Annotated in this window: 14 protein-coding genes and 1 pseudogene; 4 read left to right on the forward strand and 11 right to left on the reverse strand. The window is 70.7% G+C overall.

Annotated elements, in window-relative coordinates; genetic code table 11:
• Positions 1-65 precede the first annotated feature (65 nt).
• Positions 66-1,503 (reverse strand): annotated as a pseudogene (locus tag DFR69_RS02665) (class I adenylate-forming enzyme family protein).
• A 160-nt stretch (positions 1,504-1,663) separates the two neighbouring features.
• On the opposite strand from DFR69_RS02665, the gene DFR69_RS02670 reads away from it, so the two are divergent.
• Positions 1,664-2,884 (forward strand): PucR family transcriptional regulator, encoded by a 1,221-nt coding sequence (locus DFR69_RS02670; protein WP_186817392.1) that lies wholly within the window; start codon positions 1,664-1,666, stop codon positions 2,882-2,884.
• Here the strand turns inward: DFR69_RS02670 and DFR69_RS02675 are convergent.
• Genes DFR69_RS02675 through DFR69_RS34290 form a run of 3 tightly spaced genes read right to left on the reverse strand, consistent with a single transcriptional unit; the run spans position 2,860 to position 5,002 of the window.
• Complete coding sequence (locus tag DFR69_RS02675; protein WP_186817391.1) at positions 2,860-4,041, reverse strand: glycosyltransferase; 1,182 nt, start codon at positions 4,039-4,041, stop codon at positions 2,860-2,862. The two genes, DFR69_RS02670 and DFR69_RS02675, sit on opposite strands and share 25 nt — an antisense overlap.
• A gap of 51 nt (positions 4,042-4,092) precedes the next feature.
• Positions 4,093-4,803: a PIG-L deacetylase family protein gene (locus tag DFR69_RS02680; protein ID WP_110036113.1), complete on the reverse strand. Its 711-nt coding sequence runs from the start codon at positions 4,801-4,803 to the stop codon at positions 4,093-4,095.
• Between the two features lie 22 nt (positions 4,804-4,825).
• Positions 4,826-5,002, reverse strand: coding sequence for a hypothetical protein (locus DFR69_RS34290; RefSeq protein ID WP_167456131.1), 177 nt, complete (start codon positions 5,000-5,002; stop codon positions 4,826-4,828).
• A 211-nt stretch (positions 5,003-5,213) separates the two neighbouring features.
• On the opposite strand from DFR69_RS34290, the gene DFR69_RS02685 reads away from it, so the two are divergent.
• The gene (locus DFR69_RS02685; protein WP_110035763.1) at positions 5,214-6,701 is read left to right on the forward strand and encodes a carboxylesterase/lipase family protein; all 1,488 of its coding nucleotides are present in this window, start codon (positions 5,214-5,216) and stop codon (positions 6,699-6,701) included.
• Between the two features lie 57 nt (positions 6,702-6,758).
• Here the strand turns inward: DFR69_RS02685 and pspM are convergent, their stop codons facing one another.
• The 5 genes from pspM to pgsA all read right to left on the reverse strand — a co-directional run bounded on the left by pspM (position 6,759) and on the right by pgsA (position 10,610).
• Entirely contained in the window at positions 6,759-7,610 is an 852-nt protein-coding gene (gene pspM, locus DFR69_RS02690; RefSeq protein ID WP_244198041.1) for a phage shock envelope stress response protein PspM, read from the reverse strand.
• Positions 7,611-7,916: 306 nt separating this feature from the next.
• Positions 7,917-8,744 carry a phage shock protein PspA gene (gene pspA / locus DFR69_RS02695; RefSeq protein ID WP_110035764.1) on the reverse strand — a complete coding sequence of 276 codons (828 nt, stop codon included), beginning with the start codon at positions 8,742-8,744 and terminating at the stop codon, positions 7,917-7,919.
• A 195-nt stretch (positions 8,745-8,939) separates the two neighbouring features.
• Positions 8,940-9,377 carry a helix-turn-helix domain-containing protein gene (locus DFR69_RS02700; RefSeq protein ID WP_110036115.1) on the reverse strand — a complete coding sequence of 146 codons (438 nt, stop codon included), beginning with the start codon at positions 9,375-9,377 and terminating at the stop codon, positions 8,940-8,942.
• 91 nt (positions 9,378-9,468) lie between these two features.
• On the reverse strand, positions 9,469-9,960 hold the full coding sequence (locus DFR69_RS02705) for a CinA family protein (protein ID WP_110035765.1): 492 nt from the start codon (positions 9,958-9,960) through the stop codon (positions 9,469-9,471).
• The gene (gene pgsA, locus DFR69_RS02710) at positions 9,957-10,610 is read right to left on the reverse strand and encodes a CDP-diacylglycerol--glycerol-3-phosphate 3-phosphatidyltransferase (protein ID WP_110035766.1); all 654 of its coding nucleotides are present in this window, start codon (positions 10,608-10,610) and stop codon (positions 9,957-9,959) included. Before pgsA ends, DFR69_RS02705 begins: the two co-directional genes overlap by 4 nt.
• 256 nt (positions 10,611-10,866) lie before the next feature.
• Between pgsA and DFR69_RS02715 the strand changes: the two genes are divergently transcribed.
• On the forward strand, positions 10,867-11,433 hold the full coding sequence (locus DFR69_RS02715) for an amino-acid N-acetyltransferase (protein WP_110035767.1): 567 nt from the start codon (positions 10,867-10,869) through the stop codon (positions 11,431-11,433).
• A 30-nt stretch (positions 11,434-11,463) separates the two neighbouring features.
• Positions 11,464-11,748, forward strand: coding sequence for a YciI family protein (locus tag DFR69_RS02720; RefSeq protein WP_110035768.1), 285 nt, complete (start codon positions 11,464-11,466; stop codon positions 11,746-11,748).
• 56 nt (positions 11,749-11,804) lie between these two features.
• Here the strand turns inward: DFR69_RS02720 and DFR69_RS02725 are convergent, their stop codons facing one another.
• Both DFR69_RS02725 and DFR69_RS02730 read right to left on the reverse strand, forming a co-directional pair.
• Entirely contained in the window at positions 11,805-12,785 is a 981-nt protein-coding gene (locus DFR69_RS02725) for a TerC family protein (RefSeq protein ID WP_110035769.1), read from the reverse strand.
• Between the two features lie 589 nt (positions 12,786-13,374).
• Positions 13,375-15,939: a DNA translocase FtsK gene (locus DFR69_RS02730; protein ID WP_110036116.1), complete on the reverse strand. Its 2,565-nt coding sequence runs from the start codon at positions 15,937-15,939 to the stop codon at positions 13,375-13,377.
• Between the last annotated feature and the right edge of the window lie 44 nt (positions 15,940-15,983).

Consider the following 15,983-nt stretch of genomic DNA (forward strand, 5'->3'; position numbering starts at 1 on the left):
TTCCTTTCCTCGACCGATCGCGGGCGCGCTCGACCGCAACCGAAATGTGTGTGTCGTTCGGTGAATTACTCGGCGAGCGCCCGCAGCCGCTTCTTGTCGATCTTGCCGACCGGATTGCGCGGCAGTTCCGGCGTGAGCACGATCGCGGCGGGAATCTTGAACGCCGCCAGCAGGTCCCGGCAGTGCGCGGTCAATTCCTCGGCGCTGACTCGTGCTTCGGGCGCGGCAACCACGTGCGCGACGGGTACCTCGCCCAGCACCGGATCCGGCCGGCCGACCACCGCGGCCTCGTGCACGGCGGGATGCCGGTAGAGGGCGTTCTCGATCTCCTTGGGGTAGAGGTTCTCCCTGCCGCGGATGATCATGTCCTTGATCCGGTCGACCAGGACCAGGTAGCCGTCGGCGTCGAGGTAGCCCACGTCGCCGGTGTGCAGGCGGCCCGCACGCACCGTCTTCGCTGTCTCCTCGGGCTTGCCCAGGTAGCCGCGCATGATGTTCGGGCCGCTGATCACCACCTCGCCCGGGGTGCCGTCCGGGACCGGATCACCGTCGATGTCGACGATGGTGATCGTCTGACCGGGCAACGGCAGGCCGACCGTGCCGGGCTTGCGTGGGCCGGCGACGGGATTGAGCGTCGACGCGCACGTGCCCTCCGACAGCCCGTAGCCCTCCACGATCGGCACGCCGAAGCGGTCCTCGAAGCGGGCGATCAACTCGGCGGGCATGGGGCGCCGCACCGCAGATCACCCGCCGTAGCGACGACAGATCGGGCCGCGGCTCGGCGGGCTGGGCCACGAGCATGGCGTAGATGGCCGGGACACCGGAGAAGTAGGTGGGGCGCACCCGTTCGACCAGGCCGAGGAACTGGGTGGCCGAGAACTTCCCGGCGATCGTGGTGCGCCCGCCGGCCAGCAGCGGCGACAGCACGCTGACCACGATCCCGTTGACGTGGAACAGTGGCAGCACCAGCAGGCTGTGCTCGGTCTCGTCGAGGCCGACGGCCTCGATGATCATCGCGCACATCGCGGCGAGATTGTCGTGACCGAGCAGCACGCCCTTGGGCCGCCCCGTGGTGCCGCTGGTGTAGATGATCAGAGCGAGCCCGTCCGCGGGGGTGGCCGCGGCGACGGGACCGGCGGGGGTCGCGAGGGCGGCGACGTCCAGGGTGACCCCGGCCCGCTCCGGCGCGCCGACGACCACCGCGGCGCCGGAATCGTCGAGCTGGTAGCGGATGTCGTCGTCGGTCAGGCCCGGGTTCACCGGGGTCACCGCGGCGCCGAGGCGCCAGGCGGCGAACAACGCGACCACGAGGTCCACCTGGTTGGGCAGGACGATCGCCACCACGTCGCCGGGCCGCACGCCCGCCCGGTGCAGCACGGCGGCCGCGGCGTGCACCCGATCGCGGAACCCCGCGTTCGACAGCGCGGTGTGCTCGTCGGCCACGCACGGCGCGTCGGGGGCGAAAGCCGCTCGGGCATCGGGTAATTCGGCGATGTGTCGCATGATTCCTCACCGGAGAGGTTGTGATCTGGGTTACAGAATTCACGGTAGGGTCCGGGCCTGGCACCGGCTACGGGCCGGGAGACCAGCGTTGTCGGCCGGTGTTGTGCCACGGGTACAAACTCGGTGGTGCGCGCCGTCCGAGGGGGTACTGTCGGCGCCCATGGCCCACGACAACGACGCTCTCGTCCGCGAGGTGGCGGGGCGGATCAAGGGCGACCTGGACCGGCGCACCCCCGTGATGACCTCGATGTTCGCCGAGATGATCCCCGAGTTCCGGCACGACGACGAGATCCATCGGCTCATGGTCGCCAGTACCGAGGCCAACCTCGCCGCGATCCTGGACATGCTCACCCTCGCCATCGGGCCCGACGACATCACCGTGCCGCCCGCCGCGGCCGAGTACGCCCGCCTGTTCGCCCAGCAGGACCTCTCACTCGAGGCGCTGCTGCGCGCCTACCGGCTCGGTGAGCACATGTTCGTGCAGTGGGTCATCACGCTGCTGACCGAGCTGGCGCCGCCGACCCAGGTCGCGCTGGCGACCGCCGCGCGGGTCGCGGGCGTGGTCAACGGCTACATCGACCAGGTGATCGAGGGGCTGATCGACATCTTCGAGAGCGAGCGCCGCCGTTGGGACGCGCGCACCGACGCCGCGCGCGCCGCGCAGGTCCGCGCTGTCCTCGACGCCGACGACCTCGATCTGGCCTCCGCCGAACAGATGCTGTCGGCCTCCCTGCGCAACTGGCACCAGTTCGTGTTGCTCTGGACCCCGCCGGGCACCGCCGATCCCCGTGGCGCGCTGCGGGCCGGGACCGGCGTGCTGGCCACGGTGTGGGGCCGGGCGCAGATGGCGGTCGAGGTCGACGAGCACACGCGCTGGATCTGGCTGGCCTCGACCGCACGGCCCACCCTGGACACCGAACGCCTGGCCAGGGACCTGCGGGCGCTACCGAGCCTGTCCATGGCCGTGGGCGATCCGGCCGCCGGCCTCGACGGGTTCCGGCAGAGCTTCCGCGACGCGCAGGCCGCCCGCGCGGTGGCGGTGGCCGCCCGCGCGCGCGGTGTGACCCGCCACGCCGATGTCGCGCTGTCCGGGCTGTTCGCCGACCGCGTCCCGGACGTGGAGCACTGGGCGCGGCGCGTGCTCGGCGGGCTGATGAGCGCGGACGAGGCGGCCGCCCGGCTGCGCGAGACCGTGCGGGTGTTCCTCGACGCGCGCGGCAGCTACACCGACGCCGCCGCCCGCCTGCACGTGCACAAGAACACGGTGCACTACCGGGTGCGCAAGGCCGAGGAGGTGCTCGGGCACCCGCTCACCGAGCGCAGGCTCGACATCGAGGTCGCCCTGCTCGCCTGCGCTCAGCTGGGGTTGCCGAGGTCCTGAGCGGCGCGGGTCGCGGCCGCCGCGTGGCAGACGGCCACCGGGTCGGCCACGTCCGAGGCCCCGCGCGCCGCGGCCCGCGCCGCCGCGGTGAAGTGGGGTTCGGCCAGGATCCGCGCGACGGCCTCGCCGACGGCGGCGGCGGTCAGTGGCCGCACCAACAGCGAACTACCTTGGCGGGCAGCACGATTGGCGAGTTCCCATTGGTCGCCGCCACCGGGCACCGTCACGACGGGCACGCCGGCCGAGAGCGACTTGGCGAGCAGACCGTGCCCGCCGCCGCCGACGACCACCGCGGCCTGATCGAGCAGGGCGTCCTGGCGTCCGAGTCCGGCGGTGGCCCAGTCCGGCAACTCGGCGGGCGGGGTGTCGAGCGTCGAGACGGCGGCGCGGACGCCGAGGCCGGCCAGGCCCTCCAGAACGGTTTCGGCCATACCCGCGACGCCGGTGTGCGCCGTCGAGGGCGCCACCATCACCAGCGGCTCGGTGCCCGGCGGGAGCGGCAGGATCTCGTCGGTCGGTTCCCAGACCAGCGGCCCGATGACGTGCGTATCGGCGGGCCAGTCCGGCCGGTCGACTTCCAGCGCGGGCAGCGTGGCGACCAGCCGCGCCGCGGGACCTGGGTCTTCGGCGGGCAGGCCGATGGATTCGCGGGCGGCGCCGCGCTGTCGGTTGCCCGCCTTGACGGCGCGGGCGGTCATCGTACGGAGCACGCCGTCCCTGACCCGGCCGCGCACCCCTTCTCCGGGCGCGAGGCCACTGCCGATGGGCGGCAACGCTTTCGACGGCAGATACAGCGGATGCGGGGAGAGTTCGACCCAGGGCAGGCTCAGTCGTTCGGCCGCCATGCCGCCGCCCGCGGTGAGCACGTCCGAGACGATCAGGTCCGGCAGCATGGCGCTGAGCTCGGGCAGGTTCTCGGTGGCGATGTGCGCGGCACGCTCGTGAATCCGCGCGCCCGCGTCGGTGTCGTCGTCGGTCGGGCGCGGAGCCAGGCCCTTGAGTCTGCGCACGCTGATCCCCGCGGCCCTGGCCGCGTCCATCCAGCGGGGACCGGTGAACAGCACCGGATCGTCCCCGGCCGCCAGCAATCGCAGGCACAGCGCGATCGCGGGAAACGCATGCCCTGGATCGGGCCCTGCCACCACAGCTACTCGCATGCGGCCAGCCTGCCACATGCCGATCCCGCCCCGGCCCGACCGGTCACGATCTCACCCGGCGAAGGTGAACAACTCGAAGCCGACGGCGTGCGCGGCCGGGAAACCCTCCTTGGGACCCGTTGCCATGGCGACGATTTCGTCGACCTGCTGCTCGACGGGCACCGAGCTCAGCACCTGCAGGTATCGCCGGTGCGCGGCCAGGGAGGCCCGCGCCTTGTCCAGCTGTCCGCCCACGTCGACGGCGTGGGTGGCGACCGGACCGATCACCGCGGCCCACCTTGCCGACCACGGTTCGAGCTGGGCGATCTCGGGAAAGATCCACTCGTTGCCCGCGTCCGAGATCGCGTCCATCGCCGAGCGGCCCACCGCCCGATGATCGGCGCTGTTGACGAAGCCGGGCGCCCACGTGTCGCCGAAGTTGAACAGCACCACCATCTCCGGGCGGTGCCTGCGGATGGCGGCGGCGATGTCGCGGCGCAGGGCGAGCCCCGCCTCGACCCGGCCGTCCGGATGATCCAGGAATTCGACGGTGTGCACGCCGACTTCGCGTGCGCCCGAGAGCTCCTCGACCTCCCGTAGCGGACCCGCCTGGGCGGGCGGCATTCCCGCGATCCCGGCCTCGCCCCTGGTGGCGAGCAGATAGCGGATGTCCTTGCCCTGTCCGGTCCACCGGGCGACGGCCGCGGCCGCGCCGTATTCGATGTCGTCGGGATGCGCGACGATCACCAGTCCGCGCTGCCAGTCCTCGGGTAGCTGCTCCACCCGCCCCATGCTAGGGCGCTGCTCACACCTTGGTGAGCGGACCGCTGTCGTTGCTGCCGGAGATCGCCTTGTACAGCAGGTACACCCCGGTACCGATCGCGGCGATGACCAGGACCGGCAGCAGCGCCTTGATCAGCGCGCTGACGATCCAGAACGCGATCAGACCGACCACGACGATGCCGATGACTTTGAAGACCATGATGTGCTCCTCGCCTGTACTCCCCGGCCGCCGTCCGGCGATCCGACATCTCCGATGCTGCCAGCACCGGAGTGATAAATCACCAGGTCAGCAGCGATATCCGGGTGGAGATCAGGGTTCACCCCGAGACCGCGGGCGGGGTCGTGGCCGAAACCGCACCCGCGGACCGGCTCCGCACCCATAATCAGGGCCACAGCGCGAGGAGGAGTCCATGGAACCCATCGTCACGATCGCGGGCGGCGCGATCCGGGGCCGCACCGAGGCGGGCGTCACCCGCTTTCTCGGCGTGCCGTACGCGGCGGCACCGGTCGGCGCGCGGCGCTTCCGGTTGCCCGAACCCGCTCCGGCCTGGACCGGAGTCCGCGAGGCCACGGAAATGGGCGCGACCTGTGCGCAGTCGCCCTATCCGGCGCCGATCCACGCGCTGATCGGCAGCGACGGGATTCCCGGCGACGAGTACCTCAACGCGAACGTCTGGACACCCGACCCGACGGCGAGCGGCCTGCCGGTGCTGGTGTGGATCCACGGCGGCGCGTTCGTGCGCGGTTCAAACGCCAGGGCGATCTACGACGGTTCGGCGTTCGCGCGCGACGGCGTGGTGCTGGTGTCGGTCAACTACCGGCTCGGGATCTCGGGGTTCGCCGCGCTCGACGGCGCCCCGCTCAACCGCGGTCTGCACGACCAGATCTTCGCGTTGGAATGGGTGCGCGACAACGTCGCCGCGTTCGGCGGCGACCCGGACAATGTGACCGTCTTCGGCGAGTCGGCGGGCGGGATGAGCGTGGCGGCGCTGATCGCCGCGCCACGCGCCACCGGGCTGTTCCGCCGGGCGATCATGCAGAGCGGCAACGGCGCTGTCGGCGCCGACCCGCAGGACGCGCGCCTGGTCGCGGCCGCGCTGGCCGCGGAGCTGGACATCGCGCCGACCGCCGCCGCCTTCGGCGAACTCGGCCCCGATCAGCTGCGGACCACGCAGAACGCGGTGGCGCTGGCGATGATGACCGACCCCGACCCGCGCCGCTGGGGCGCCTCGGTGATCCAGCAGGGCATGGGCATCATGAGCCTGTTCCCGGTGATCGACGACGACATCGTGCCCGGCGCGCCGACCGAGGTCCTGGCCGCCCATCCCGAACGGGCGGTCCCGCTCATCGCGGGCACCACGGCCGACGAGTTCCGCTTCTTCACGGTGCCGACCGGCATCACCGCGGCCGTCACCGCCGACACGCTGCCGCTGGTCCTCACCCGCTACGGCATCGATCCCGCGGTGGCGCGGACGTATTCGACGCACCGGCCCGACGCCACTCCGGCGGAGATCTTCAACGCGATCCTCACCGACTGGTGCTTCCGGGCGGGCACGGTCGACTTCGCCACCGCCAACGCCGCCGCCGCACCGACGCACATGTACGAATTCGCCTGGCCCACCGGGCTTCCCGACCTGGGCGCCTGCCATGTGCTCGAGGTGCCGTTCGTCTTCGACGTCCTCGCCGACGCGCACTCGATCACCGGGCCGAACCCGCCGCAGGCGCTGGCGGACGAGATCCACACGGCCTGGGTGCGTTTCGCGACCGACGGCGATCCCGGGTGGCCCGCGTTCGAGCCCGACACCAAGCTGGTGCGCCTGTTCGACACCCCGGAGTCCTCGACGGTCGCCGATCCGCGGGCGGCCGAACTCGACGCCCTGCGCCAGACGATCGCCTGACACGACGCCGGCCCCGTCGCGCGGGCGGCGGGGCCGGATGCCGGTGCGCGCGTGGCGCTATCGCGGGCCGACAGGGCGATCGGCGAGATCGGTCAGGGCCTGTGCCCAGCCGTCGAGCCGGTCGGCGGCTTCGCGCAGGTCGGCGACGATGCCGTGGAACTGGTAGGCGACCACGGTGTCCTCGGGGACGGCCAGGATCCGGGCCGCGGCGGCGACCAGCTGTTCGTATTCGACGACCCCGGTCTCGAGCCGGGCGAGGACCCCGGTGATCGTGGTCTTCAGCGCCGTGACGGTCTCCGGGTTGGCCCGGCCGACGGTGTCGGCGGCCTGTTCCATCGCGACGATGTCGGTGGCCAGGGCGTGCAGGGCGGCCGCGCCGGAGCGTGCGGTGTCGAGCAGGTCGCGCAGTTCGTCCTCGGGCAGGCGCCGGGTGGCCGCGATCTGGGCGCCGAGGCCGTGCAGTGCCCGTTCGGCCCTGATCAGGCGCTGGATCGGGCCACGGGCGGCCGAGCGGAGGCCGGGCGACTTGCGGGCCACGAACGCCGCCTGCGGCAGCGGCTGCCCGCGCAATTGCAGATACCGGCGGGCGCTCAGGGCGGTTCCGGTGACGAAAGCGACGGCGCCGCCGCCGATCACGACGACGGCCCACGCGGGCGCCGACACCACGGCCAGCCCCACGGCGCCGACGGTGGTGATACCCGAGGCCGTACCGAGCTGGAAGCTGCGCCTGCGCACCCGGCGCCTGCGGCGCAGTTCCCGCTCGCGCGGGTCGGCCCAGCGGCGCACCGCGACCATCGCCTGCTCGCCGACCTCCCGCAGTGTCGCGGGGACCCCGCCGGACGCGGTCGACCGCGCGAGCGCCGCCGGATCGACGATCTCGGCCCGCTCGCGCCGTGTTCTCCCGCTCATGTCCTCATCCTTCCGCCGCTTCGAAACACCCGCAGCGCCCCCAGGTTTACCACCGACCCCTGACAAGCACCGCCGGCTGGACCGGATGGCCTCGAAGCCAGGCACGACCTGTATCCGCCGGACGCCACGCTCGCCACCGAACCCAGCCCCGGACAACCCGACCCCGAGGGGGGTTCCCGCGTCAGCGGCGCTTCGCGGCCCGTCCCGTCGATCAGGTGCCGATGCGTAGGCGACGAACGAGCGAGCACCGGTGCCTGATCGACGGGACTGGAGGGCCGCGAACTCGAGCGCGCCGGCGCTCCGAAATTACTGCTGCGCGGCCTGACCCTTGTTGATCTGCGGGGCCTGGGCGGGCTGCTGCTGCTTGGCCGGATCGATCGCCGCGGCGTTGTTCCCGGTGGGCAGCGCGTCACCGCGCATGGAGGCGCGGATCTGCTCGAGCTTGCTGTGGCCTGCCATCTGGATGCTGGCCTGCTGAACCTCCAGCATGCGACCCTGCACCGAGTTCTGCGCCAGCTCGGCCGAACCGAGCGCGTTGGCGTAGCGGCGCTCGATCTTGTCCCGCACCGCGTCCAGGCTGGGCGTGGAGCCCGGCGCGGCCAGGGTGGAGTCCATCTGCTGCAGCGAGGCCGAGACCTGCTCCTGCATCTTGGCCTGCTCGAGCTGGCTGAGCAGCTTGGTGCGCTCGGCGACCTTCTGCTGCAACATCATCGCGTTCTGCTCGACCGCCTTCTTGGCCTGCGCGGCGGCCTGCAGGGACTGGTCGTGCAGCACCTTGAGGTCTTCCACCGACTGCTCGGCGGTGACCAGCTGGGCGGCGAACGCCTCGGCGGCGTTGGTGTACTGGATCGCCTTCTCGGTGTCGCCCGCGGCGGACGCCTGATCGGCCAGCGTGACGGCCTGGCGGGCGTTGGCGTTGAGCTTCTCGACCTCGTCGAGCTGACGGTTCAGCTTCATCTCCAGCTGGCGCTGGTTACCGATCACCGATGCCGCCTGCTGCGACAGCGCCTGGTGCTGACGCTGCGCCTCCTCGATAGCCTGCTGAATCTGGACCTTCGGATCCGCATGCTCTTCGATCTTGGAGTCGAAGAGGGCCATCATGTACTTCCAGGCCTTCACGAACGGATTAGCCATCGATTGATCCCGCCTCCATCTGTGCGTCGCTCGTGCGACTGGTGGTGCGCGACCGTCACGCACCAGATATGTGCTTATCCTTCACCATGCGGCACCCGGGCCGGTGTGACCGGCCCACTCGACGCCTGATGAGAATCTATCCGTTCTCACCAGCGGTGTGCAGCGTCTCGCGCGTCCGGCACGTGGTTCGCCGCGTCACATTCCCTTCACCAGTACCAGCATCTCGGCCCTGGGCGCCGGGATGACGATGCGGGTGTCTTCGGCGATGCCGATCCGGGGGCCCTCGGCCGACAGGCTCGCCGAGGCCGTCTCCGGCGCCGCGGCGGGTTCGGTGGGGGCCGGTTCGGCCTCGCGCTCGGTGGCCGGGCCGGTCAGGGCGGGTTCGCGCGGCGCCGAGCCGTCGGCGCCCGCCATGATGGTGCTCACGTCCCACAGCACCCGCGACAGCGGCACGTCCAGTGCCTCGCAGATGGCGGCGAGCAGCTCGCTGGAGGCTTCCTTGCGGCCGCGCTCCACTTCCGACAGATAGCCGAGGCTCACGCGCGCCGAGGTGGACACCTCGCGCAGCGTTCGATGCTGGGCGAGACGTGCACGCCGCAGACTGTCCCCGATTGCCTCCCGCAGCAGCGTCATCTCGTTCTCCTCCACCTCGTGTCACCGCCGTAGCGGTGTTCACCTCTTTCTGGCACAACGTCGAGCATCGGCCGGTGGTTCCCGGCCGCGGCTAGTTCGTCGTCACACAGCGCAGCAACTCCCGCACGGCGCTGTGTACCGCACCGATTCTGATCGTCCACCGGTCGCCGTGCAGTTTCAACCGGACCACCTCGCTGTGCCGCGGACCGGCCAATCCGAGGTATACCGTCCCGACGGGGTGCCCGTCCTGGGAATCGGGTCCGGCGACCCCGGTCAGACCGACGCCCCAGTCGGCGCCGCAGCACTGCCGCGCCCCGACCGCGAGCTGCTCGGCGGTGGAGGCGGCGACGGGTCCGTCCAGGCGCAGCGTGTCGGCGTCGACGCAGGCCAGGCGGCTCTTGAGGTCGGTCGCGTAGACGATCAGACCGCCGCGCAGCACCGCGCTGGCGCCCGGTATCCCGGCCATCGTGGCGGCGAGCAGACCCGCGGTCAGCGATTCCGCGGTGGCGACCGTCTGCCCGGCCGTGTTCATGGCCCTGACCAGTTCCGCGACCGGCGCGCCGTCGACGAGCGGATCGCTCATCCGCGGGACTCGCCGCGCGCGCGGCCCCCGGCGAACCACAGCCGGGCCGCCTGGCCGACATAATCCAGACCGGTGAGCACCGTGAGCGCGACGGCGGCGTACATCAGCCACATCCCCGCGGTCTCGAACGCCCCCGACAGCGGCAGCAACAACAGCGCGATGGCGAACGACTGCACCAGGGTCTTGAGCTTGCCGCCCCGCCCGGCCGGGATGACTCCGCGCCGGACCACCACCAGCCGCAGCAACGTGATGCCGAGTTCGCGGCCGACGATGACCAGGGTGATCCACCAGGGCAGATCGCCCAGAACGGACAGGCCGATCAGTGCCGAACCGATCAGCGCCTTGTCCGCGATGGGGTCGGCGAGCTTGCCGAAATCGGTGACCAGACCGTATTTGCGAGCCAGTTGCCCGTCGAAGCGGTCGGTGATGGCGGCCAGGCCGAACACGGCCGCGGCGATGACCCGCCAGCGGGTGTCGTGACCCCCCTCGGCGAACAGCGCGAGCACGAACAACGGCACCAGCACGATCCGCGCGATGGTCAGCACGTTCGCGATGTTGAGCAGCGGAACCTGCCCGTCGGCACGCTCGTGCCCGGGACGTGGTGGCGCCGCCTCCCACCCGCGATCGATCTCTTCGGGTCGCACGCTCATGCTGCGCACATTCGGCATGCTCGGGCGCCTTCCGTGGTTACACACGCTGCCGCCTCCAGGCGCTGACCTCTCATGCCCTGCCCTCTCGGCATTCACCGGCACTGCGCCGAAATCCACACGTTTCGCGCGCGGTTTGCTCGCGCGGGCCGCACCACGCGATCCGGTCGACGAGCCCGGCGCGATGCGGTGAGCGGATCGACAGGATGTGCGGCACACGTTCAGACTATCGGTAACCCGGCCGACTACTGTGCACCCCATGACCTCACGGGGACCACTGGGTGGTTCGACAAGCGACGCGCATCCCGTCGCGCCCACTGCGGCGCCTGTTTCCGGTGTGGTCGTCCGACGAGCGCGAACCAGCGACGTCCCGGAGATCAAGCGTCTGGTCGACGAGTACGCGGGCCGCATCCTGCTCGAGAAGAACCTGGTGACGCTGTACGAATCCGTCCAGGAGTTCTGGGTCGCCGAACTCGACGGCGCGGTCGTCGGCTGCGGCGCGCTGCACGTGTTGTGGGCCGATCTGGGCGAGGTTCGCACGGTCGCCGTCGATCCGGTGGTGAAGGGGCGCGGGGTGGGCGGCGCGGTGGTCGACCGGCTGGTCGCGGTCGCGCGCGAGCTGCAGTTGCAGCGGTTGTTCGTGCTGACCTTCGAGGTGGACTTCTTCGGCAGGCACGGTTTCGTCGAGATCGACGGCACGCCCGTCACCGCCGAGGTGTACGCCGAGATGTGCCGGTCCTACGACACCGGTGTCGCCGAGTTCCTCGACCTGAGCTACGTGAAGCCGAACACCCTCGGCAACACCCGCATGCTGCTGACCCTCTGAATCCCGCACTCACCAGGAAGCGATACCGCCGTGCCGATCTTCGCCGTGCACTACACCTACACCGAGGCCACCGCCGCCGACCGCGCCACGCACCGTCCCGAGCACCGGGCCTTCCTCAACGCGCTGGTCGACGCGGGCACCGTGCTCACCAGTGGTCCCTACCCGGACGGGACGGGCGCGCTGCTGATCTTCCGCGCCGAGGACCAGCCGTCGCTGACCGCGCTGCTGGCCGAGGACCCGTTCGCGAAGCTGGGCCTGATCGAGGCCGTGCGCGCGGTCGAATGGCTGCCGGTGATGGGCGCCTTCAGCGAGTGAGGCCCCGCTGACACAGCGCTGCCCCGGAACCGTCGCGGTTCCGGGGCAGCGTGCGGTCAGGAGGACGTGGTGCGGCGGGTCTTCAGCAGGCTCGCCACCGTGGCGATCACCAGGATGCCGATGATCACGCTCAGCGAGAGCGGGGTCGAGATCTCCGGCACGCTCACGTGCTCACCGCCGTTGACGAACGGCAGCGTGTTCTCGTGCAGCGCGTGCAGCACCAGCTTGATGCCGATGAACGCCAGGATGGCGGCCAGGCCGTAGGACAGGTACACCAGGCGGTCGAGCAGGCCGCCGATGAGGAAGTACAGCTGCCGCAGGCCCATCAGGGCGAAGGCGTTGGCGGTGAACACCAGATACGGCTGTTCGGTGAGGCCGTAGATGGCGGGAATCGAGTCCAGCGCGAACAGCAGGTCGGCGAAGCCGATGGCCAGCAGCGCCAGCAGCAGCGGGGTCACCACCCGTTTGCCGTCGATCGTGGTGACGAGTTTGTCGCCGTCGTACTTGTCGGTGGTGGGCAGGACCCGCTTGGCCAGCGCGACGATGCGGCTGTCGCGTTGTTCCTCGTGCTCGACCTCGTGCCCGCTCTCACGCAGCAGCTTGATCGCGGTGTAGATCAGGAACGCGCCGAACAGGTAGAACACCCAGCTGAACGCGCTGATCGCGGCCGCGCCGACGGCGATGAAGACACCGCGCATCACCAGGGCCAGCACGATGCCGATGAGCAGCACCTTCTGCTGGTAGATCCGCGGCACGGCGAAGGTGCTCATGATGATGAGGAAGATGAACAGGTTGTCCACCGAGAGCGCCTTCTCGGTGACGAAGCCCGCGTAGTACTCCCCCGCGTAGGTGCCGCCCCATTTCCAGGCCACGTACAGGCCGAACACCAGGGCCAGGCCGATGTAGACCGCCGACCAGAAGCCGGATTCCTTGAACGTGGGTTCGTGCGGTGTGCGCACGTGGGCGAAGAAGTCGAAGACGAACAAGCCGAGGATCACCAGGCCGGTGATCACCCACTCGAGCGTGGTCACCTGCATGTGGTGGTCCGATCGATAGAGTTCATGCCGTCCATCATGCCCGAAATGTCCGTTTCAGTCGGCTTTGCGGAACGCTTGCCCGCCATGATTTCACACACACGGGTGCTGACCTGCGCACGGCCCGGTCGGCGCGTCGAAAATTCGATGTCGCCGAGCGCGCCGCGCTGCTACCGTCGACGCATCGTCCCACCCACCCCGGCATCCCGAGAGGAGCCTCCCGTGATCGGATCCACCGCGCAGTACGAACGCCGTGTCGACATGTCCCGGCCGGCTCCGGATGCCGCGCTGCCGCATCGCCCTTCGTGCGTGCGCGTCGCCTCCTGACCGGCTTCGTCCCGGCCTGACCCAGGCTCCCCCACCGCACCGCTCGCGCGCTGACTCGCGCGGGCGTTCGACGACCCCTGACATCCCCACGGCCAGGGGCGATCACACGTCCCTCTTTCCGGCTCACGCAGGCGCCGACGGGCTCTCATAAGGCCCGTGCGCGCGGTTCGACTCCGCGGTGAGCCACGGTCCCTCCTCGTTCGTCGCCGGCTCGCCCCGGCACGGTCAGAGCAAACCAGCGACGCGTGCCGACCGGCGCGCGGACTCAGTCGTCCTCGGCGCCGCCGGGGTCGCCACCACGGATCGAGTAGAGCAACCCGTCGAGTTCGTCGGGCTTGATGAGGACGTCGCGGGCCTTGGACCCCTCGCTGGGTCCGACGACGCCGCGCGTCTCCATCAGGTCCATCAACCGGCCCGCCTTGGCGAAGCCGACGCGCAGCTTGCGCTGCAGCATGGAGGTGGACCCGAACTGGGAGGTGACCACCAGCTCCACCGCCTGCAGCAGCACGTCCATATCGTCGCCGATATCGGGGTCGACGTCCTTGGCCTCGCCCGCCTTGGCGGCGGTGACGCCCTCCTGGTACTCGGGTTCGGCCTGGGTCTTGCTGAATTCGACGACCGCCTGGATCTCCTCGTCGGAGATGAAGGCGCCCTGCAGACGGGTGGGCTTGCCCGCGCCCATCGGCAGGAACAGGCCGTCGCCCATACCGATCAGCTTCTCCGCGCCCGGCTGGTCCAGGATGACGCGCGAGTCGGTGAGCGAGGACGTCGCGAAGGCCAGGCGCGAGGGCACATTGGTCTTGATCAGGCCGGTGACCACGTCCACCGAGGGCCGCTGCGTGGCCAGGACCAGGTGGATGCCCGCGGCACGTGCCTTCTGCGTGATCCGCACGATCGCGTCCTCGACATCGCGCGGCGCGGTCATCATCAGATCGGCGAGCTCGTCGACGATCGCCAGGATGTACGGGTACGGCCGGTACACCCGCTCGCTGCCCAGCGGCGCGGTGATCTGGCCCGACTTGACCTTCTTGTTGAAGTCGTCGATGTGGCGGACCTTGTTGGCCTGCATGTCCTGATAGCGCTGCTCCATCTCCTCCACCAGCCAGGCCAGCGCGGCGGCGGCCTTCTTCGGCTGGGTGATGATGGGCGTGATCAGGTGCGGAATGCCCTCGTACGGGGTGAGTTCCACCATCTTCGGGTCGATCAGGATCATCCTGACCTCCTCCGGGGTGGCCCGGTGCAGCAGCGAGACCAGCATCGAGTTCACGAAGCTCGACTTACCGGAACCGGTGGAGCCCGCCACCAGCAGGTGCGGCATCTTGGCCAGGTTCGCCGAGACGAATTCGCCCTCGATGTTCTTGCCGAGGCCGATCACCAGCGGATGGTGGTCGTTGCGGGTGTGCGGCGACTTGAGCACGTCGGCCAGGCGCACCAGCTCGCGGTCGGAGTTGGGCACCTCGATGCCGACGGCGGATTTGCCCGGGATCGGCGCGAGCAGGCGCACGTTCTCGGTCGCCACCGCGTAGGCCAGGTTGCGATGCAGGGCGGTGATCTTCTCGACCTTCACGCCGGGACCGAGCTCGACCTCGTAGCGGGTGACCGTCGGGCCGCGCACGAAACCGGTGACGGCGGCGTCGATCTTGAACTGCACGAGGACCTCGGTGATCGCCTCGATCATCGATTCGTTGGCGGCCGAACGCTTCTTGGGCGGATCGCCGTCGAGCAGCAGCGTCAGCGGGGGCAGGGTGTAGTCGCCGTCGACGACGCGGTCGGTGACGAACTCCGGCTCCGGCGGCGGGGGCGGGGTCTGGTCGACGACCTTGGCGGGCGCGGGCTTGCGGCGCGCCGGTTTGGGCGCGGGGTCGGGCGCCGGTGGTTCCTCGTCCAGGCGCAACTGTTTGGCATCGCGCAGCGGTGGCTCGCCGATCGTTTCGGTGAGCGCGTCGGAGCCGCCGAATTCGTCGGGCGGGTAGTTGTCGTCGGGGGTCCGGCCGCGGCGGCGGGTTCGGTTGCGGTGCACCGGGAATCCGTCGGCGTCGTAGTTGGCCGGATCGTAGGGGTCCTCGTCGGCGTGGTGCTCGCCGAGGCCGAAGTAGTCACGCAGGGCCGAGGGCACCTCGCGGACCGTGGTCCCGGTGAGCAGCAGCACGCCGAACACCATGGCCAGCAACAGGATCGGCAGGGCCAGCCAGGGGGTGAGCCCCTGGCCGAGCGGGCCGCCGATGGCGTAGCCGAGCGCACCGGCCGCCCGCGAGCGGCCCTGCGCGTCGGTGGGCGATCCGGCGGCCAGATGCCAGATCCCGAGCGCGGGCAGCACGACGAGCAGTCCGCCGAGGACCAGCCGCGGCCGGATCTCCGGATGCGGTTCGGTGCGCATGAGCACCACGGCGAGGGCGACGAACAGCAGCGGGGCCAGGCCGCCCGCGGTGCCCGCGACGGCGCGCACGATGTCTTCGAGGAAGCGTCCGACCGGACCACCGGCCGACAACCACATGGCCGCCGCGATGATCGCGCTCACCGCGATGAGCGCCAGACCGATGCCGTCGCGCCGATGTCCGTGTTCGATCTCGCCGGCACGGCTCAACGTGCGGGTGGTGGCGCCGACACCGCGCGCCAGCATGGTCCAGCCGCTGCCGACACCGCGCCCGATCACCGCCAGCGGCGCGGTGTTCGACGCGCGCCGCGCGGGCCTGCGGGCGGGCGTCGCGCGTCCGCGCGGCGCCGCGGACGCTCGCGGAGTCGTCGAACGAGATCGCGCGGACGGCGTCTGCCCCCTGCTCGATCCCGCCCGCGCCCGAGAGGTCGTGGTGCTGCGGGACTTACCTGCCATGACCATCAGGCTAGCCGCTCAGGCACCGTCCGGACCATCCGCAA

The sequence above is a fragment of the Nocardia neocaledoniensis genome, assembly GCF_003182135.1.
GTDB classification, from domain to species: Bacteria; Actinomycetota; Actinomycetes; order Mycobacteriales; family Mycobacteriaceae; genus Nocardia; species Nocardia neocaledoniensis.